Source organism: Streptomyces sp. SudanB182_2057 (genome assembly GCF_964272715.1).
GTDB classification, from domain to species: domain Bacteria; phylum Actinomycetota; class Actinomycetes; order Streptomycetales; family Streptomycetaceae; genus Streptomyces; species Streptomyces rubradiris.
In genome coordinates, this window is record NZ_OZ186798.1 from 5,923,682 (window position 1) to 5,940,312 (window position 16,631).

The window sequence follows — 16,631 nt, forward strand, 5'->3', positions numbered from 1 at the left end:
TTTCCCGGCCATTGCCCGAATGTGAACGCCGTGTTACCTGACGGCTGTGTGCCGAGGCTCACGTCGTGAGGTCACGCGGTGAGAGGGAGCGGTCCCGGCCGTGCGGATCGCGTACGACCGGGGCTCCCCGCGCGACGGCAGGGGTCAGCGCTCGCTGCTGCGGGCCAGGGCCTCCCGCACGGCCTCCTCGCTGCGGGCCACCAGCGCCGTCCCGTCGTCCGCGGTGATGATCGGCCGCTGGATGAGCTTGGGGTGCCCGGCGAGCGCGGCGATCCAGCGGTCCCGGGAGCCCGCGTCGCGCGGCCACTCCTTCAGCCCCAGCTCCTTGGCCGCCGCCTCCTGGGTGCGGGTGATGTCCCACGGTTCCAGACCCAGCCGGTCCAGTACGGCCCTGATCTCGTCCTCGCCCGGCACGTCCTCCAGGTACCGCCGCACGGTGTAGTCGGCCCCCTCGGCGTCGAGCAGGGTCAGCGCGCTACGGCACTTCGAGCAGGCGGGATTGATCCAGATCTCCATGCGCGACACGGTACGCGGTACCGGCCTTGTTCGAATTCATGACGCCCCGGCAGCCCCATCCCCACCACCGGTGACGGAACGCCAATTTCCCGCGTGAGCTGGGGATTCACTCGCTTCCGTGACCGGCCGATTGTCAGTGGCCGCCGGTAGACTGGAAGCAGTGTTCGAGACCGGGCGCCGGACCGCCGGGGACCGGTCTGACCGCGACAGGAGGATGCCTGTGCCCGCTGCCGCCCTCAAGCCGAAGCCGTTGCCGACCCAGTCCACCGTCCAGCACCCCGTGCTGTTCGACTCGCCCTACCAGCCCGAGGTGAAGCGACCGCTGCCGGCCGGACGGCCGCGCCAGTGGTACGTCACGCACAACCGGCGCCTGAAGGCCATGCGCCTCGCCATAGCCCTGCTCGACTCCGGGGTCTACCTGCCGGAGCAGGCGCACGACGAGACGATCCGCGGGACGGCCGAGCGGATCGGCATGCGGCCGCCCTCCGACACCACGTGTCACATGGTGCGGACGCTGATGCGTTACTCGCGGTGAGCCGTGTGCCGGGTGCCCTCGCGCAGGGGTGAGGGCACCCGGCACCGTCACCGGCGGGGCGCCTCCGAGTGCCCGTCCGGGCCCGCCAGCAGCCGCGTCACGAACTCCCGCCGGTCCTCGGCATGGTCGCGGAACCACAGGCCCAGCATGTGCTCGGCGTCCGGGAGGTCGAAGCGGGAGAACCGGGCCCGCTCCGACAGCGCCTCCTGTACGGCCTCGGTGACCGCCGCCGGGATGATCGTGTCGTGCCCCGGCACCGCCAGCACCGCCCGGCCCGCGTACGCGCGGAACACCTCAAGGGCGGGGGAGCCCCGCCAGCTGTCCGGCGTGCGGATCAGCTCCGAGAAGCGGCTGTCGCCGTTGCCGAACGGCACGTCCCAGGCATCCTGGCCGTAGACGGCGGGCGCGCACAGTCCCACGGCCGCGACCCGGCGCCCGTAGTGCCGCATGAGATCCGCGACCGTCTGCCCGCTCATGCTGAAGCCGACGATGATCAGCGGATCGTCCGCCGGGGCGTGCGCGTCGAGCACCGAGACCGCCTGCTCGTACCGGCGGCGCAGGCTCAACTCCGCGAGTTCGCCCGTGCTTTCACCGTGCCCGGAGAAGTCGAAGGCGAGGGCGCGGCAGCCGTGGCCGGCGAAGTCGTCGAGGAACGGCAGGGACCGCTCCTTGCTGCCGTTGCCCGCGCCGTGGAGCAGCAGCGCCGTGGCCCGGCCGGCCGGCCCGGCGCCGGCCACGCTGAGCCGCTCACCGTCGTACGCGTGCGTGAAGGTGGAGAGTTGGTCCATACGGGCCATTCACTCACGGCGCCCTGGCCGACCGGGGGAGACCCCGGAAAACCCTCTCAGGGGCGTGCGGAAAACGGGATGCGCCGGTGATCGCGCCCTCCCTACGCTGTACGTACGGAGACGAAACAGACACGCTCCGCTTCCCCCCAACTCACCCCACGGAGGTCCGTCATGCGTGGCATTCTCGCGACCGGGACCGTGGTCCTGGTGATCCTCGGAATCGGAAACCATCTCTGGTGGCTCGCCGCGGTGGCGCTGCTGTACCTGTACGCGACACACGGCCGCGGCTCCCCCCGCACGACCCCGCCCGCCCCCGGCACCCACCCCGACAGTTACCGGGCGTACCGCGACCGCCGCGACCGCCAGGCCCGCTGGGAGCGCCGCTACCGCCGCGAGCGTCCTTTCGAGGCCCGTCGGCAGGAGCGGGAGAAGACGAGCTGAACGAGCGACGGTGATCGAGCGGGGCACACCGGACGACCCGCTGTCCGGTGTGCCCCCTTGGCTTCCGCGGGCCGAGGGGATCAGTAGCCGGACCGCAGCTGCGCGTACCCCAGCAGCACGATCACCGCGGCCACGCAGCCGAGCACCACGGCCGTCGACACCCAGGAGGACCGGCGCGGCCCCACCCGGTCCGGGTCGGCACGGAAGGGCGCCGGCTCCGGCGGGTTCTCCTTCCACCGCGCGGCGAGCATCCGGGCCCGCGCGGACGGCTCCTTGTGCTCCGCCGAGTTCACCCACGCGTGATCGAACTCCCGCTCCCAGTCGTCCTGTTCCGCCATCCCCGTGCAACCTCTCTCGTCCGGCACCGCGGAGTCATGATCCTCCGACAATAGGAAGCCTGAGACCCGGGAAAGGTTGCACGGTCATGAAAAAGGCCGAGGCCCCGGCACTCGCGGGGAGTGGCGGGGCCTCGGGTGTGGTGCGGGGGCTGTCACACGTCGAAGTACAGCTCGAACTCGTGCGGGTGCGGGCGGAGCTGGAGGGGGGCGATCTCGTTGGTGCGCTTGAAGTCGATCCACGTCTCGATCAGGTCGGACGTGAACACGTCGCCCTGGAGGAGGAACTCGTGGTCGGCCTCCAGCGCGTCGAGGACGGCGTTCAGCGAGGTCGGGACCTGGGCGACGTTCGCGTGCTCCTCGGGAGCCAGCTCGTACAGGTCCTTGTCGATCGGCTCGGCCGGCTCGATCTTGTTCTTGATGCCGTCCAGGCCCGCGAGGAGCAGCGCCGAGAAGGCGAGGTAGGGGTTGCCGGAGGAGTCCGGCGCGCGGAACTCGACGCGCTTGGCCTTCGGGTTGGAGCCCGTGATCGGGATGCGCATCGCGGCCGAGCGGTTGCGCTGCGAGTACACCAGGTTGATCGGCGCCTCGAAGCCCGGCACCAGGCGGTGGTACGAGTTCACCGTCGGGTTGGTGAAGGCCAGCAGCGACGGGGCGTGCTTGAGGATGCCGCCGATGTAGTAGCGGGCCATGTCCGACAGGCCCGCGTACCCGGCCTCGTCGTAGAACAGCGGGTCGCCGTTGCTCCACAGCGACTGGTGCACGTGCATGCCCGAGCCGTTGTCACCGAAGATCGGCTTCGGCATGAAGGTCGCGGTCTTGCCGTTGCGCCAGGCCACGTTCTTCACGATGTACTTGAAGAGCTGGAGGTCGTCGGCGGCGGCCAGCAGCGTGTTGAACTTGTAGTTGATCTCCGCCTGGCCGGCGGTGCCCACCTCGTGGTGCTGGCGCTCGACCTTCAGGCCCTGCTTGTCCAGCTCCAGGGAGATCTCGGCGCGCAGGTCGGCGAAGTGGTCGACCGGCGGGACCGGGAAGTAGCCGCCCTTGTAGCGGACCTTGTAGCCGCGGTTGTTCTCCAGGGCGCCGGTGTTCCAGGCACCCGCCTCGGAGTCGATGTGGTAGAAGGACTCGTTCGCCGAGGTGGCGAAACGCACGCTGTCGAAGACGTAGAACTCGGCCTCGGGACCGAAGTACGCGGTGTCGGCGATGCCCGTCGACGCCAGGTACGCCTCGGCCTTCTTCGCCACGTTGCGCGGGTCACGGGAGTACTGCTCGCCCGTGATCGGGTCGTGGATGAAGAAGTTGATGTTGAGGGTCTTGTCCCGGCGGAACGGGTCGACACGGGCCGTGGACAGGTCGGCACGCAGCGCCATGTCGGACTCGTGGATGGCCTGGAAACCGCGGATCGACGATCCGTCGAAGGCCAGCTCCTCGTCCGGGTCGAACGCCTCGACGGGCACCGTGAAGTGCTGCATGACGCCCGGCAGGTCGCAGAAGCGGACGTCGACGAACTTGACGTCCTCGTCCGCGATGAACTTCTTGGCCTCGTCGGCGTTCTGGAACATCCAGCTCCTCCTACTCCCGACCGTCCTCGCCGGGGTGGTAGATCGTTCGTGCGGCCAGTGCGGTGGCACACGGTGGTCTCGACCCTAGGGACGGGTGATTTCTCGGGCGTGACCCGTTTGTTTCGCAGACGTTAACCGGCCACGTGTCCACCGTAGCCCCCGTACACCCCTGCGCGTAGTGTCCGAAACCGGGCACAGTACCGTGGACGCGTGGACAACAGGCAGGCAATCGGATCGTGGCTCTCCGGCCCCCGCGCGGCCATGGAAGAGGCGGGCGCCGACTTCGGCTACCGGGGCGAGCAGCTCGGGCTCCCGGAGCACGGGCCGAACTCGATCGCACGGCCCGGACGGCGGCTCGGCGCGCTCGCCGTGGACTGGGCGCTGTGCGTCCTGATCGCATACGGCCTGATCACGCACGGCAATGGAGCGCTCACGAGCAACTGGGCACTGGGCGTGTTCTTCGTGCTGAGCGCGCTCACCGTCGGCACGGTCGGCTGCACCCCCGGCAAGCGGCTCTTCGGCATCCGGGTGGTCGCGCTGAGCACCGGCACGGTCAGCCCGGGCCGCGCCCTGCTGCGCACGGTGCTGCTGTGCCTGGCGATCCCCGCGCTGGTCTGGGACCGCGACGGCCGCGGCCTGCACGACCGCCTCGCCAAGACCGTCGAGGTCCGCATCTGACAGCGCTCCGGCGGATGCGCCGGAAGGATCACCCGCACCACCGGTACGGGTGATCCTTCCGGCGTGCCGTGCCGCCGACTACCCCCTGCGCAGCACCGCCCTCACCACCCGCCGCAGCTCGGCCTCCGGGTCCGCCACGGCGCCGGGCGCCCGCCAGGCCACGAAGCCGTCCGGGCGGACCAGCACCGCGCCGTCGGCCGTCGTGCCGTGCAGGGCCGCCCAGTCGGTGCCGCCGCCGGGCCCCTCGCCGTCGTAGGCGAGGTCGGCGTCCGGGCCGGTGCCGACGCGGTACGCCTCAAGCCGTACCCCGTCCGTGTCCGCGACCCGGCGCGCCGCGCTCCGCCAGGCCGCGCCCGCCGCCGAGCCGGCGTCGCTGAGGAGGACCAGCGAGCGCTCGTAGAGGTCGATCGTGGAGAGCCGTTCGCCCGCCCGGCGCAGCCACAGGTGCGGGGCCCGGCTGCCGGGGTCCGCGGTCAGCCGCACCCCGTCGGGCACGACCGGCTGGGCCGGGTCGGCGTCCAGGACGGCGCCCTCCAGATAGCGGTAGGCGAGCACCACCGGCAGGATGCCGCTGCGCGGGCCGCCGCCGACGCCCGGGGTCGGGGCGAAGCCGGGGTGGCTGTGCTCCACGGAGCGCGCCGAGGCGCGGGCGCTGGTGGCCAGGGCGACCGGCCGGCGCTCGGTGTCGTAGGTCTCCAGCAGCTCGGGCCCGGCCCAGCCGTCGAGCACGGCGGCCAGCTTCCAGGCCAGGTTGTGCGCGTCCTGGATGCCGGTGTTGGAGCCGAACGCGCCGGTCGGTGACATCTCGTGGGCCGAGTCCCCGGCGAGCAGCACCCGGCCGGCCGTGTACCGCTCGGCGACCCGTTCCGCCGCGCGCCAGGACGCCTTCCCGGTGACCTCGATGTCGAGGTCCGGCACCCCGACGGCCAGCCGGATGTGCCGCTGGAGCCGCTCCTCGGTGAACTCCTCCAGCCGCTCGCCGTGCTCCGGGTGCCAGGGCGCGTGGAAGACCCAGTGCTCCTTGTTGTCGACCGGCAGCAGCGCGCCGTCGGCCTCCGGGTTGGTGAGGTAGCAGCAGATGAAGTGCCGGTCGCCGACGGTCTCGGCGAGCAGCTTGGACCGGAAGGTGACGCTGACGTTGGCGAACAGGTCGCCGGGGCCGCTCTGCCCGATGCCGAGCCGGCGCCGCACGGGGCTGCGCGGGCCGTCGCAGGCCGCCAGGTAGTCGGCACGGACCGTGTACAGCTCGTCGCTGTCGCGGTCCCGGACGTACGCCGTCACTCCTTCGGGGTCCTGGGAGAAGGACTCCAGCTCGTGGTAGTAGCGCAGGTCGCCGCCGAGCGCCCGGGCCCCCTTCAGCAGCACCGGCTCCAGATCGTTCTGGCTGCACAGGCACCAGGTGGTGGGGCTGAACTTCGCGAGCCCGCCGCCCGGGTCGATGTGCCGGAACAGCCATTCCCCGGCGTCACCCACGAGGGTGGGCGTCTGGAGGATGCCGTGGTTGTCCGCGAGCAGCGAGGCCGCCGCCTTGATGTCCGGCTCGATGCCGGCCACCCGGAACAGCTCCATCGTGCGCAGGTTGTTGCCGCGGCCACGCGGGTGGATCGAGGTCCCGGAGTGCCGCTCGACGAGCATGTGCGGTACGCCGAGACGGCCCAGGAACAGGGAGAGGGACAGGCCCACCAGGGAGCCGCCCACGATGAGGACGGGCACCCGGTGATCGGCTTTCTGCTGCATCAGGGCTCCAGGGGCGAAGGTTCGGGATGCGGGGCGCATGGGTGTTTGTGTGCCCTCTGGGACGGCTTTCGCGTGCTCAATCACCCGCGTGGTTCACGCGAGTCGCGCGACCCGGCACGAGCGGCACAGGATCAAGAAGCGCTGACGTCGCGTCATTCGGCGGCCGGCGTTGCCTCTGCCCCCGTGAAGGAGATGTGCGCAGCATGACCACCTTGTCGGAAAAGCCCTCGGCCCCCTCGACGCACCAGGTGTCGAAGCGGGTCTCCCAGTCGGTGTTCGACGGCTCCCGCCTGCGGGTCGTCCTCCTCGTGGACGTCCACGACGGCGCCCAGCAGCAGTTCCTGGAGGCCTACGAACAGCTGTGCAACCAGGTGGCGCAGGTCCCCGGTCACGTCAGCGACCAGCTGTGCCAGTCCATCGAGAACCCCTCCCAATGGCTCATCACCAGCGAGTGGGAGAGCGCCCCGCCATTCCTCACCTGGGTGAACAGCGAGGAGCACGTGCGGATGGTGGAGCCGCTGCACAGCTGCGTGCGGGACACCCGGTCGCTGCGCTTCCACGTCGTCCGCGAGACCGGCGGACCGGCCGCCGACTCCGCCGAGCGCCGCCGGCTCCAGGCGTCCCCCCGGATCGGTGACGGGGTGATCCGGCACGCGCTCACCTTCACGGTGCGGCCCGGCAGCGAGGCGGAGGTGCGGCGGATCCTGGCGGACTACGCCTCGCCCCGGGCCCGGGTCGACGAGACCACCCGGCTGTGCCGGACCTCCCTGTTCATGCACGGCAACCGGGTGGTGCGGGCCATCGAGGTGCGCGGCGACCTCCTCGCGGCGCTGCGCCACGTCGCCCGGCAGCCCGAGGTGCGGGCCGTGGAGGAGGCCATCAACCCCTATCTGGAGCAGGAGCGGGACCTGAACGACCAGGAGTCCGCGCGGGTGTTCTTCACCCGGGCGGCACTGCCCGCCGTGCACCACGTCACCGCGGACGAGCTGACCGAGGGCGAGCGGCTGGCCCGCTACTACCCGGCCCGGCCGGGCAGCGGGATGCGGCTGGCGGAGCTGCTCGCCCAGCGGGACGAGGCGGCGGCGGACGACCCGGACAGCGCCGTGCTGCGCAGCACGATCTTCCAGCGCGACGACGTCGTCGTCCGGCTGCTCGACGTACGCCCCGGCCTCGGCGCCCGGGCCGCCCTCGCGGAGCCCGGGCACCTGGCCGGGCTGGAGGCACTGCTGGACGGCGAGCCCGTCGGCATGGACCTCGTCACCGACCGCCGTTCGCCCGACGCCTGACCCCCCACGGGCCGGCCCAACCAACGGAGGAACACCGTGATCAAACCCCTTGCGAAGATCGTGGACCTGAGCGAGATCGAGCCCAACACCCGGCGCGGCGGTGATCTGCGCGCCATGCTCACCCCCAGCACGGTGGGCGCCACCAGCGGTTTCATGGGGGTGGCCATCGTCCAGCCCGGCGACCGCATCGGCGAGCACTACCACCCCTACTCCGAGGAGTTCGTCTACGTCCTGTGCGGGCAGCTGGAGGTGGACCTGGACGGCGAGCCGCACCCGCTGCGGCCCGAGCAGGGGCTGATGATCCCCATCAACATGCGCCACCGGTTCCGCAACGTCGGCAACGTGGAGGCGCGGCTCGTCTTCCACCTGGGCCCGCTCGCCCCGAAGCCGGCCCTCGGCCACGTCGACACCGAGGAGACGGCGCAGCCCCTGGCCGCCGTCGCCGAGCCCGCCGGCCGGGAACAGGTCCGCTCATGACCCGGCGCGTGGCGGTCACCGGCATAGGCGTCGTCGCTCCGGGCGGGATCGGCGTACCGGCGTTCTGGGACCTGCTGGCCGAAGGCCGTACCGCGACGCGGGGCATCACGTTCTTCGACCCGGCCGGGCTCAGGTCCCGGATCGCCGCCGAGTGCGACTTCGACCCCGCCGCGCACGGCCTGGACGCGGAACAGGTCCAGCGGGCGGACCGGTACATACAGTTCGCCCTGGTCGCCGGGGAGGAGGCGGTCCGGGACTCCGGTCTCGACCTGGCCCGGGAGGACCCCTGGCGGGTCGGTGTCTCCCTGGGCACCGCCGTCGGCGGCACCACCCGCCTGGAGCACGACTACGTCCTGGTCAGCCACCGTGGGCAGCGCTGGGACGTCGACCACACCGAGGCGGAGCCGCAGCTGCACCGGGCGTTCTCGCCGAGCACCGTGGCCTCCGCGGTGGCGGAACGTTTCGGCGCACGGGGTCCGGTGCAGACCGTCTCCACCGGCTGCACCTCCGGCCTGGACGCCGTCGGATACGCCTTCCACACCGTCCAGGAGGGGCGGGCCGACATCTGCGTGGCCGGTGCCTCGGACTCCCCGATATCCCCGATCACCATGGCCTGCTTCGACGCGATCAAGGCCACGTCCCCGAACAACGACGACCCCGCCCACGCCTCCCGGCCCTTCGACAACAACCGTGACGGCTTCGTCATGGGCGAGGGCGGCGCGGTGCTGGTCCTGGAGGAGCTGGAGCACGCCCGGGCCCGCGGTGCCCATGTCTACTGCGAGTTCGGCGGCTACGCCACCTTCGGCAACGCCTACCACATGACCGGCCTGACCAAGGAGGGCCTGGAGATGGCGCGGGCCATCGAAACCGCCCTCGGCCAGGCGAGGCTCGACCCCACGGCGATCGACTACGTCAACGCGCACGGCTCCGGCACCCGGCAGAACGACCGCCACGAGACGGCGGCCGTGAAGCGGGCGCTCGGGCACCACGCCTACGACACCCCGATGAGCTCCATCAAGTCCATGGTGGGGCACAGCCTCGGGGCGATCGGCGCCATCGAACTGGTCGCCTGTGTGCTGGCCCTCGCCAAGCAGGTCGTACCACCGACCGCGAACTACGAGATCCCCGACCCGGAGTGCGACCTGGACTACGTCCCGCGCGTCGCCCGCGAACGCAAGCTGTCCAGCGTGCTGTCCGTGGGCAGCGGGTTCGGGGGCTTCCAGTCCGCGGTGATCCTGACCCGGCCGAGGGAGTGAGGACACACGATGAGCGAACCGAAGGACCGGCAGGCGGCCATCACCGGCATCGGGGTGGTCGCACCCAACGGCACCAGCACCGACACCTTCTGGAAGGCGACCCAGGAGGGCCTCAGCGTCCTCGACCGGGTCACCCGCGAGGGCTGCGAGCACCTTCCCCTGAAGGTGGCCGGTGAGGTCCGCGCCTTCGACCCGGCGGCCACCATCGAGGAGCGCTTCCTCGTCCAGACCGACCGGTTCACGCACTACGCCATGGCCGCGGCCGACTTCGCGCTGGACGACGCCCGGCTCGGGCCGTCCGGCATCCCGGACGCGCCGTACTCCATCGGCGTCGTCACCGCCGCCGGCTCCGGCGGCGGCGAGTTCGGCCAGCGCGAACTGCAGCGACTGTGGGGCAAGGGCAGCCGGTTCGTCGGGCCGTACCAGTCCATCGCCTGGTTCTACGCCGCCAGCACCGGCCAGGTCTCCATCCGCCGCGGCTTCAAGGGGCCCTGCTCCGTCGTCGCCTCCGACGAGGCCGGCGGACTGGACGCCCTCGCCCACGCGGCCCGGGCGGTGCGCCGCGGCACCGACGTGATCGTGGCCGGCTCCACCGAGGCGCCGCTCGCGCCGTACTCGATGGTCTGCCAGCTCGGCTACGCGGAACTGAGCCGGGAGACCGACCCGGCCCGGGCCTACCTCCCCTTCACCGAGGGGGCGCGCGGGTTCGTGCCGGCCGAGGGCGGTGCCATGCTCGTCATCGAGTCGGCGGGCACCGCCGAGGACCGCGGCGCCGCCGTCCGGGCCGTCGTCGCCGGCCACGGGGCCACCTTCACCGGCGCCTCCCGCTGGGCGGACTCCCGCGACGGCCTCGCGCACGCCGTCCGGCAGGCCCTGGCGGAGGCCCGCTGCGCCCCCGAGGAGATCGACGTCGTCTTCGCCGACGCCCTCGGGGTACCGGAGGCCGACCGGGCCGAGGCGCTGGCGCTCGCCGACGCCCTCGGCCCGCACGCCGCACGGGTCCCGGTCACCGCGCCGAAGACCGGGATCGGCCGCGGCTACTGCGCGGCCCCCGTGCTGGACACCGCCGCGGCCGTCCTGGCGATGGAGCACGGCCTGATCCCGCCGACGCCGAACGTCTTCGACGTCTGCCACGACCTCGACCTCGTGACCGGCCACGCCCGCGTCGCCGAACCGCGCACCGCCCTGGTGCTCAGCCGCGGACTCATGGGGTCGAACTCGGCGCTGGTGCTGCGAGCCGGCACCAGGCAGTGAGCACAGCAAAGGAGGAAAGCACATGCCGCAGATCACCGTGGAAGAACTCGCCGCGCTGATGAAGAAGGCCGCCGGGGTCACCGTCAGCCCGGAGCAGCTGATGGAGAAGCCGGACACCGGCTTCGACGTCCTCGGCGTCGACTCGCTCGGCCTGCTCGGCATCGTCGGCGAGCTGGAGAACACCCATGGCACCCCGATGCCGGTCGACGCCGAACGCTGCAAGACACCGCAGCAGTTCCTCAACCTCGTCAACACCACCCTGATGGCAGGAGCCTGACATGGCAGGACACACCCAGAACGAGATCACCATCGCCGCCCCGCTGGACCTGGTCTGGGACATGACCAACGACCTGGAGCGCTGGCCGCAGCTGTTCAGCGAGTACGCGTCGGTGGAGGTCCTCAAGCGGGAGGGCGCCAAGACCACGTTCCGGCTGACCATGCACCCGGACGAGAACGGCACCGTCTGGAGCTGGGTCTCCGAGCGCGAGCCGGACCGTGACGCGCGCACCGTCACGGCCCGCCGGGTGGAGACCGGCCCCTTCGCCCACATGGACATCCACTGGAGCTACGAGGAGGTCCCGGCCGGCACCCGGATGGTGTGGACCCAGGACTTCGCGATGAAGCCGGACGCGCCGGTCGACGACGACTGGATGACCGACAACATCAACAAGAACTCCAAGGTCCAGCTCGCCCTGATCCGGGACAAGATCGAGAAGGCGGCGGCCGGCCGGCGGCCCGCCCCGGCCCTGGCCGACTGAGCCGGAGAGCAGGAGACGACCGTGCACCAGGCCCTGATCGTCGCCCGCATGGCCCCGGGCTCCGCACCGGACATCGCCAAGGTGTTCGCGGAGTCCGACCGCGGAGAGCTGCCCCACCTCGTCGGGGTGGTCCGGCGCAGCCTCTTCCAGTTCGGCGATGTGTACATGCACCTCATCGAGTCCGAGCGCGAGCCCGGCCCGGCCATCGCCAAGGTCACCTCGCACCCCGAGTTCCAGGAGGTCAGCGAGCGGCTGTCGGCGTACGTCAGCGCGTACGACCCCGAGACCTGGCGGTCCCCGAAGGACGCCATGGCCCAGCGCTTCTACGTCTGGGAGCGCGACACCGGAATCTGAGGTCCCCGTCCGGAGCACCGGTGCCGGGCCCGCGTCCGACGCGGACCCGGCACCGGTGTGCCGTGGGGGAGCGGTCTCACCCGCGGACCGTGCAGTCGAACGCGTGCAGGAACGGGTTGACCGGGCGGACGTCGCCGACCTCCAGGCCCGCCGCCCGCAGCCGGCCGGTCATGCTGGCGGTGGTGTGCTTGGCCCCGCCCACGTTGAGCAGCAGCAGCAGGTCCATGGCGGTGCTGAACCGCATGGACGGGGTGTCGTCCACCAGGTTCTCGATCACCACGACCCGGGCGCCGGGGCCGCCCGCCTCGACCACGTTGCGCAGCAGCCGGGCGGTGGACTCGTCGTCCCACTCCAGGATGTTCTTGATGATGTAGACGTCGGCCCTGACCGGGACGGCCTCGCGGATGTCACCCGGCACGATCCGCGTCCGGCCGGCCAGGTCGCCGCCCGCGCGCAGCCGGGGCAGCGCGTTGTCCACCACCCGCGGCAGGTCCAGCAGATAGCCCAGCATCGCCGGGTACTTGTCGAGCAGGCTGGCCACCACGTGCCCCTGCCCGCCGCCGAGGTCGGCGACCGAGTCGCTGCCGGACAGGTCGAGCAGCGCGGCGACCTCCCGGGCCGACTGCTCGCTGGAGCGGGTCATCGCCCGGTTGAAGACGTCGGCGGACTCCGGGGCGTCCTCGTTGAGGTACTCGAAGAACTCCTTGCCGTACAGCTCCTGTACGACGTCGTGGCCGGTGCGCACCGCCCGGTCCAGCCGGGGCCAGGCGTCCCAGGTCCACGGCTCGGTGCACCACAGGGCGATGGCGCGCAGGCTGTTGGGGTCGTCCTCGCGCAGCAGCCGGGACATCTCGGTGTGCGCGAACGTGCCGTCGGGCCGCTCGGCGAAGACGCCGTAGCAGGACAGGGCGCGCAGCAGCCGGCGCAGCGGCCCGGGCTCGGAGTGCACGGCCGCCGCCAGGCTCTGGGCGGTCATGGGGGCGTCGCCGAGGGCGTCGGCGACACCGAGCCGGGCGGCGGCGCGGACGGCGGCGGCGCAGGCCGCCCCGAACACGAGCTCGCGCAGCCGCATCGACGGCGGCGGGGTGGGGGGTGCCCCGGGCTCCGGCGCGGTGGAGAGCGCGGGGGATGGTGCGGTCATGTGCCGCCTTCCTTCCTTGCGTGGGTCGGGTACGGCGGTCCGGTCAGCACAGGCCCGCGGGCCTGGAGGCGCGGCAGGAGTTGCGGCTGAAGGCGTTGCCGCTCTTCGCCGCCTCCTGGTTGACCAGGTCCGCCGGGGAGTTGGCCGACAGGTGGTTGCCGGTGATCCGGTTCCGCTCGCTGGTGACGCCGACGAAGCTCTTGAACAGGACGATGCCGCCCGACAGCGGGGACTCGCCCGAGTGTCCGGTGACGGTGTTCCGGGCGACCAGGGCCGTCTCGGTGCCGGTCAGCACGATGCCGGAGCCCTGGAGGTGGGGCAGCCGGGCGGTCTTCGGGCAGTACTTGTTGTTCCGCTCGACCAGGTTGGCGCGCACGGTCAGCGCGCCCGCCCGGGGCTTGTTCTCGTCGCCCACGACGAACACGCCGGCGCAGTTGCCGGTGACGTGGTTGCGCCGGACGGTGAGGTTGCGCAGCCGGCGGACGGTGAGGCCGATCCGGTTGCCCTCCAGCAGGGAGCGCTCGACCACCGCGCCCTTGCTGTCCTTGGCGCCCTGCTCGGCCTTCACGCTGTTGGCGAGGAACAGGCCGGCGTCGCCGTTGCGGCGGGCGGTGTCACGGCGGAAGACGCCCCGGGTGGAGTGCTCCTGGGCGATGCCCCACTGGCCGTTGTCGTCGGCGGTCACGCCGGTCACGGTCAGGTGGTCGGTGCCCATGGACCACAGGCCGACCTTGGCGAAGCCGGTCACCGTCAGATCGGCGACGGTGACGTCCCGCAGGGCCTTGTTCTTCCCGCCGACCACACAGATGCCGTTGCCGGCGCCGAGGCAGGTGGGGGTGGCGCCCTTGGCGGGCGGTCGGGTCTTGGCGCGGGCGGGCGGCCGGACGACGGTGCGCGGGCCCACGCCGCGCAGGGTCAGCGCGGCCGTCCTGACCGTGACGCTCTCGCGGTAGGTGCCGGCCAGGACCAGCACGGTGTCGCCGGGCCGGGCGGCGTTCACCGCCTTCTGGATGGATTCTCCCGGGTGCACCACGAGGGTGCGGTGGGCCGCCGACGCCGGGGCGGCGCCGGCGAACGCACCGACGAAAGCCGTGGCGCATGCGAGGTACGTAATATGGCGTTTTGTCACATTCCGAAGGCTAAAAGCGGATGAGCCGATAACCCGCCGGATGCTCCGTTCGGTGGCGTGTCAACGAAGCCCCGCACCCTGAGGGGGTGCGGGGCTTCGTCGATGGCGTACGAGTGCGGGTCAGCGCCCTCGGGGGTTGCCGCCCTTCGGGAGGCGCATCCCCTTCGGCATCGGGCCCTTCGGCAGCGGCATGTTGCTCATCAGGTCGCCGAGCGCGCGCAGCCGGTCGTTGGTGGTGGTCACCTGGGGGCCGGTGAGCACCCGCGGGAACTTCAGCAGGGTCGTGCGCAGCTTCTTCAGCTCCACCTGGCCCTCGCCGTCGCCCACGATCACATCGTGCACCGGCACGTCCGCGACGATCCGGTTCATCTTCTTCTTCTCGGCGGCCAGCAGGGTCTTCACCCGGTTCGGGTTGCCCTCGGCGACCAGCACGATGCCGGCCTTGCCGACGGCCCGGTGCACCACGTCCTGGCTGCGGTTCATCGCCACCGCCGGGGTCGTCGTCCAGCCCCGGCCGATGTTGTCCAGCACGGCCGCGGCGGCGCCCGGCTGGCCCTCCATCTGGCCGAAGGCCGCCCGCTCGGCCCGGCGGCCGAACACGATGGCCGTCGCCAGCAGGGCGATCAGCAGACCGAAGATGCCCAGGTAGACCGGGTGTCCGACCAGGAAGCCGATCGCGAGGAAGACACCGAGCGTGCCGATGCCGACGGCCGCGAGTACCAGGCCGATCGTCTTGTCGGCCTTGCGGGTCATCCGGTACGTGAGGGCGATCTGCTTCAGTCGCCCGGCATTCGCGGCGTCCGCCGCGGTTTCCTTCCTCGCCATGCCACGAAGTCTACGTGCCCCCGGGAGCGCCTACGACGGCAGTGCCCGGCGGGACCGGCCCGGGACCGGGTCAGGAGCGGCCGGTGGCGGCCCGCTCCAGGAACCGCTGGGCCTCGACGCGGTCCTTGGCCCGGCGGCGGTCCTCCAGGACGGAGGTCCAGGCGTTGCGGCGGGCGGTGCGCTGGCCGCCGCTCAGCAGCAGGGACTCGACGCGGCGCAGCGCGTCGGTGACGGACGGGATGGCGGTGGCGCGCACGGGCGGTGCCTGCATGGACGGGATCCCCCTCGAAGACGGTGGAGTCAGGGGCGTGACACCAGGGTCACTGTCTGGTGTTACCAGGGCGTGACCGGCCGGTCAAACAGTGGTGAACCCCCCCTGCCGGGGCCGCGACGAACGGCGCGGCCCCGGTGCCGCCCTCATCAGCGAGGACGGCCGGGGCCGCGTCGACCCGGCCATTACCGGCCAGTAGCAATTTGTGCGACGATTCACACGCGCGGCTCACGCCGCGCAACCGGAGCGGGACTCACACCGCCTGGGCGGCGACGAACGCGCCCCGCTTCTCGACGGCCATCTGGTACAGCCGCCCGGCGCGGTACGAGGAGCGCACCAGCGGGCCGGACATCACACCGGAGAAGCCGATCTGCTCGGCCTCCTCCTTCAGCTCCACGAACTCGTGCGGCTTCACCCAGCGCTCCACCGGGTGGTGCCGGACGGAGGGGCGCAGGTACTGGGTGATGGTGACCAGCTCGCAGCCCGCCTCGTGCAGCTGCTTCAGCGCCTCGCTGATCTCCTCGCGGGTCTCGCCCATGCCGAGGATCAGGTTGGACTTGGTGACCAGGCCGAAGTCGCGGGCCTCGGTGATGACCTTCAGGGAGCGCTCGTAGCGGAAGCCGGGGCGGATCCGCTTGAAGATCCGGGGGACCGTCTCGACGTTGTGCGCGAAGACCTCGGGACGGGACTCGAACACCTCCGCCAGCTGCTCGGGCACCGCGTTGAAGTCGGGGGCCAGCAGCTCCACCTTGGTCCGGCCGCCCTCGCGGTCCGCCGTCTGCTCGTGGATCTGGCGCACGGTCTCGGCGTACAGCCAGGCGCCGCCGTCCGCCAGGTCGTCGCGGGCCACGCCGGTGATGGTGGCGTAGTTCAGGTCCATCGTCACCACGGACTCGCCCACCCGGCGCGGCTCGTCGCGGTCGAGCGCCTCGGGCTTGCCGGTGTCGATCTGGCAGAAGTCGCAGCGCCGGGTGCACTGGTCGCCGCCGATGAGGAAGGTCGCCTCGCGGTCCTCCCAGCACTCGTAGATGTTCGGGCAGCCGGCTTCCTGGCACACCGTGTGCAGGCCCTCGCTCTTCACGAGGTTCTGCATCTTCGTGTATTCGGGGCCCATTTTCGCCCGGGTCTTGATCCACTCGGGCTTGCGCTCGATGGGGGTCTGGCTGTTGCGGACCTCCAGGCGCAGCATCTTGCGTCCGTCGGGTGAGACTGCGGACACGTCGGCTCCCTGTGACTTCGATTCTTCGGCGTACACCAGGGTACGCCCGTGCTCATTGCGCCCTGC

At 71.7% G+C, this 16,631-nt stretch carries 20 protein-coding genes; 10 read left to right on the forward strand and 10 right to left on the reverse strand.

The window, feature by feature from the left end; translation table 11 throughout:
- Positions 1-144 precede the first annotated feature (144 nt).
- On the reverse strand, positions 145-516 hold the full coding sequence (locus ACSURM_RS26200; RefSeq protein ID WP_436958206.1) for an arsenate reductase family protein: 372 nt from the start codon (positions 514-516) through the stop codon (positions 145-147).
- A gap of 220 nt (positions 517-736) precedes the next feature.
- Here ACSURM_RS26200 and ACSURM_RS26205 point away from each other — a divergent pair, with 220 nt between their 5' ends.
- The gene (locus ACSURM_RS26205) at positions 737-1,051 is read left to right on the forward strand and encodes a hypothetical protein (RefSeq protein ID WP_436958207.1); all 315 of its coding nucleotides are present in this window, start codon (positions 737-739) and stop codon (positions 1,049-1,051) included.
- A gap of 47 nt (positions 1,052-1,098) precedes the next feature.
- Here the strand turns inward: ACSURM_RS26205 and ACSURM_RS26210 are convergent, their stop codons facing one another.
- Positions 1,099-1,839, reverse strand: coding sequence for an alpha/beta hydrolase (locus ACSURM_RS26210; RefSeq protein ID WP_436958208.1), 741 nt, complete (start codon positions 1,837-1,839; stop codon positions 1,099-1,101).
- Between the two features lie 171 nt (positions 1,840-2,010).
- On the opposite strand from ACSURM_RS26210, the gene ACSURM_RS26215 reads away from it, so the two are divergent.
- Positions 2,011-2,280: a hypothetical protein gene (locus ACSURM_RS26215; RefSeq protein WP_436958209.1), complete on the forward strand. Its 270-nt coding sequence runs from the start codon at positions 2,011-2,013 to the stop codon at positions 2,278-2,280.
- An 80-nt stretch (positions 2,281-2,360) separates the two neighbouring features.
- On the opposite strand, the gene ACSURM_RS26220 is transcribed toward ACSURM_RS26215, so the two are convergent.
- Positions 2,361-2,618 (reverse strand): hypothetical protein, encoded by a 258-nt coding sequence (locus tag ACSURM_RS26220; protein ID WP_436958210.1) that lies wholly within the window; start codon positions 2,616-2,618, stop codon positions 2,361-2,363.
- A 152-nt stretch (positions 2,619-2,770) separates the two neighbouring features.
- On the reverse strand, positions 2,771-4,180 hold the full coding sequence (gene glnA / locus ACSURM_RS26225; protein ID WP_189752547.1) for a type I glutamate--ammonia ligase: 1,410 nt from the start codon (positions 4,178-4,180) through the stop codon (positions 2,771-2,773).
- A 210-nt stretch (positions 4,181-4,390) separates the two neighbouring features.
- On the opposite strand from glnA, the gene ACSURM_RS26230 reads away from it, so the two are divergent.
- A complete protein-coding gene (locus ACSURM_RS26230; RefSeq protein WP_391337433.1) occupies positions 4,391-4,858 on the forward strand; it encodes an RDD family protein in 468 nt (155 codons plus the stop codon).
- A gap of 78 nt (positions 4,859-4,936) precedes the next feature.
- Here ACSURM_RS26230 and ACSURM_RS26235 read toward each other — a convergent pair whose 3' ends face one another.
- Positions 4,937-6,595 carry an FAD-dependent oxidoreductase gene (locus ACSURM_RS26235; protein WP_436958211.1) on the reverse strand — a complete coding sequence of 553 codons (1,659 nt, stop codon included), beginning with the start codon at positions 6,593-6,595 and terminating at the stop codon, positions 4,937-4,939.
- Positions 6,596-6,798: 203 nt separating this feature from the next.
- On the opposite strand from ACSURM_RS26235, the gene ACSURM_RS26240 reads away from it, so the two are divergent.
- The 7 genes from ACSURM_RS26240 to ACSURM_RS26270 are packed head-to-tail and all read left to right on the forward strand — an operon-like array spanning position 6,799 to position 11,980.
- Positions 6,799-7,881 (forward strand): SchA/CurD-like domain-containing protein, encoded by a 1,083-nt coding sequence (locus ACSURM_RS26240; RefSeq protein ID WP_436958212.1) that lies wholly within the window; start codon positions 6,799-6,801, stop codon positions 7,879-7,881.
- A 36-nt stretch (positions 7,882-7,917) separates the two neighbouring features.
- Positions 7,918-8,358, forward strand: coding sequence for a cupin domain-containing protein (locus ACSURM_RS26245; protein ID WP_359042632.1), 441 nt, complete (start codon positions 7,918-7,920; stop codon positions 8,356-8,358).
- The gene (locus ACSURM_RS26250) at positions 8,355-9,614 is read left to right on the forward strand and encodes a beta-ketoacyl-[acyl-carrier-protein] synthase family protein (protein ID WP_436958213.1); all 1,260 of its coding nucleotides are present in this window, start codon (positions 8,355-8,357) and stop codon (positions 9,612-9,614) included. Before ACSURM_RS26245 ends, ACSURM_RS26250 begins: the two co-directional genes overlap by 4 nt.
- A 9-nt stretch (positions 9,615-9,623) precedes the next feature.
- Positions 9,624-10,868, forward strand: coding sequence for a ketosynthase chain-length factor (locus ACSURM_RS26255; RefSeq protein ID WP_436958214.1), 1,245 nt, complete (start codon positions 9,624-9,626; stop codon positions 10,866-10,868).
- Positions 10,869-10,890: 22 nt separating this feature from the next.
- On the forward strand, positions 10,891-11,145 hold the full coding sequence (locus tag ACSURM_RS26260) for an acyl carrier protein (protein ID WP_030783119.1): 255 nt from the start codon (positions 10,891-10,893) through the stop codon (positions 11,143-11,145).
- Between the two features lies 1 nt (position 11,146).
- Positions 11,147-11,626, forward strand: a complete 480-nt coding sequence (locus ACSURM_RS26265) for an SRPBCC family protein (RefSeq protein ID WP_436958215.1) — start codon at positions 11,147-11,149, stop codon at positions 11,624-11,626.
- A 21-nt stretch (positions 11,627-11,647) separates the two neighbouring features.
- The gene (locus ACSURM_RS26270; RefSeq protein ID WP_436958216.1) at positions 11,648-11,980 is read left to right on the forward strand and encodes a TcmI family type II polyketide cyclase; all 333 of its coding nucleotides are present in this window, start codon (positions 11,648-11,650) and stop codon (positions 11,978-11,980) included.
- Between the two features lie 76 nt (positions 11,981-12,056).
- Here ACSURM_RS26270 and ACSURM_RS26275 read toward each other — a convergent pair whose 3' ends face one another.
- The 5 genes from ACSURM_RS26275 to lipA all read right to left on the reverse strand — a co-directional run bounded on the left by ACSURM_RS26275 (position 12,057) and on the right by lipA (position 16,565).
- A complete protein-coding gene (locus tag ACSURM_RS26275) occupies positions 12,057-13,052 on the reverse strand; it encodes a methyltransferase (RefSeq protein ID WP_436961187.1) in 996 nt (331 codons plus the stop codon).
- 112 nt (positions 13,053-13,164) lie between these two features.
- Positions 13,165-14,250, reverse strand: a complete 1,086-nt coding sequence (locus tag ACSURM_RS26280; RefSeq protein ID WP_436958217.1) for a right-handed parallel beta-helix repeat-containing protein — start codon at positions 14,248-14,250, stop codon at positions 13,165-13,167.
- A gap of 120 nt (positions 14,251-14,370) precedes the next feature.
- Positions 14,371-15,075 (reverse strand): DUF4191 domain-containing protein, encoded by a 705-nt coding sequence (locus tag ACSURM_RS26285; protein ID WP_436958218.1) that lies wholly within the window; start codon positions 15,073-15,075, stop codon positions 14,371-14,373.
- A 70-nt stretch (positions 15,076-15,145) separates the two neighbouring features.
- Positions 15,146-15,346: an SCO2195 family GlnR-regulated protein gene (locus ACSURM_RS26290; protein WP_436958219.1), complete on the reverse strand. Its 201-nt coding sequence runs from the start codon at positions 15,344-15,346 to the stop codon at positions 15,146-15,148.
- Between the two features lie 253 nt (positions 15,347-15,599).
- Positions 15,600-16,565, reverse strand: a complete 966-nt coding sequence (gene lipA / locus ACSURM_RS26295; protein WP_436958220.1) for a lipoyl synthase — start codon at positions 16,563-16,565, stop codon at positions 15,600-15,602.
- Positions 16,566-16,631: the final 66 nt, after the last annotated feature.

What these genes read in the sequence shown, in the direction of transcription:
- ACSURM_RS26200 (WP_436958206.1), bottom strand. Translation starts at nt 516, where the DNA reads ATGGAGATCTGGATCAATCCCGCCTGCTCGAAGTGCCGTAGCGCGCTG.
- ACSURM_RS26210 (WP_436958208.1), bottom strand. Translation starts at nt 1,839, where the DNA reads ATGGACCAACTCTCCACCTTCACGCACGCGTACGACGGTGAGCGGCTC.
- ACSURM_RS26215 (WP_436958209.1), top strand. Translation starts at nt 2,011, where the DNA reads ATGCGTGGCATTCTCGCGACCGGGACCGTGGTCCTGGTGATCCTCGGA.
- ACSURM_RS26220 (WP_436958210.1), bottom strand. Translation starts at nt 2,618, where the DNA reads ATGGCGGAACAGGACGACTGGGAGCGGGAGTTCGATCACGCGTGGGTG.
- glnA (WP_189752547.1), bottom strand. Translation starts at nt 4,180, where the DNA reads ATGTTCCAGAACGCCGACGAGGCCAAGAAGTTCATCGCGGACGAGGAC.
- ACSURM_RS26235 (WP_436958211.1), bottom strand. Translation starts at nt 6,595, where the DNA reads ATGCAGCAGAAAGCCGATCACCGGGTGCCCGTCCTCATCGTGGGCGGC.
- ACSURM_RS26240 (WP_436958212.1), top strand. Translation starts at nt 6,799, where the DNA reads ATGACCACCTTGTCGGAAAAGCCCTCGGCCCCCTCGACGCACCAGGTG.
- ACSURM_RS26250 (WP_436958213.1), top strand. Translation starts at nt 8,355, where the DNA reads ATGACCCGGCGCGTGGCGGTCACCGGCATAGGCGTCGTCGCTCCGGGC.
- ACSURM_RS26255 (WP_436958214.1), top strand. Translation starts at nt 9,624, where the DNA reads ATGAGCGAACCGAAGGACCGGCAGGCGGCCATCACCGGCATCGGGGTG.
- ACSURM_RS26260 (WP_030783119.1), top strand. Translation starts at nt 10,891, where the DNA reads ATGCCGCAGATCACCGTGGAAGAACTCGCCGCGCTGATGAAGAAGGCC.
- ACSURM_RS26265 (WP_436958215.1), top strand. Translation starts at nt 11,147, where the DNA reads ATGGCAGGACACACCCAGAACGAGATCACCATCGCCGCCCCGCTGGAC.
- ACSURM_RS26275 (WP_436961187.1), bottom strand. Translation starts at nt 13,052, where the DNA reads ATGCGGCTGCGCGAGCTCGTGTTCGGGGCGGCCTGCGCCGCCGCCGTC.
- ACSURM_RS26285 (WP_436958218.1), bottom strand. Translation starts at nt 15,075, where the DNA reads ATGGCGAGGAAGGAAACCGCGGCGGACGCCGCGAATGCCGGGCGACTG.
- ACSURM_RS26290 (WP_436958219.1), bottom strand. Translation starts at nt 15,346, where the DNA reads ATGCAGGCACCGCCCGTGCGCGCCACCGCCATCCCGTCCGTCACCGAC.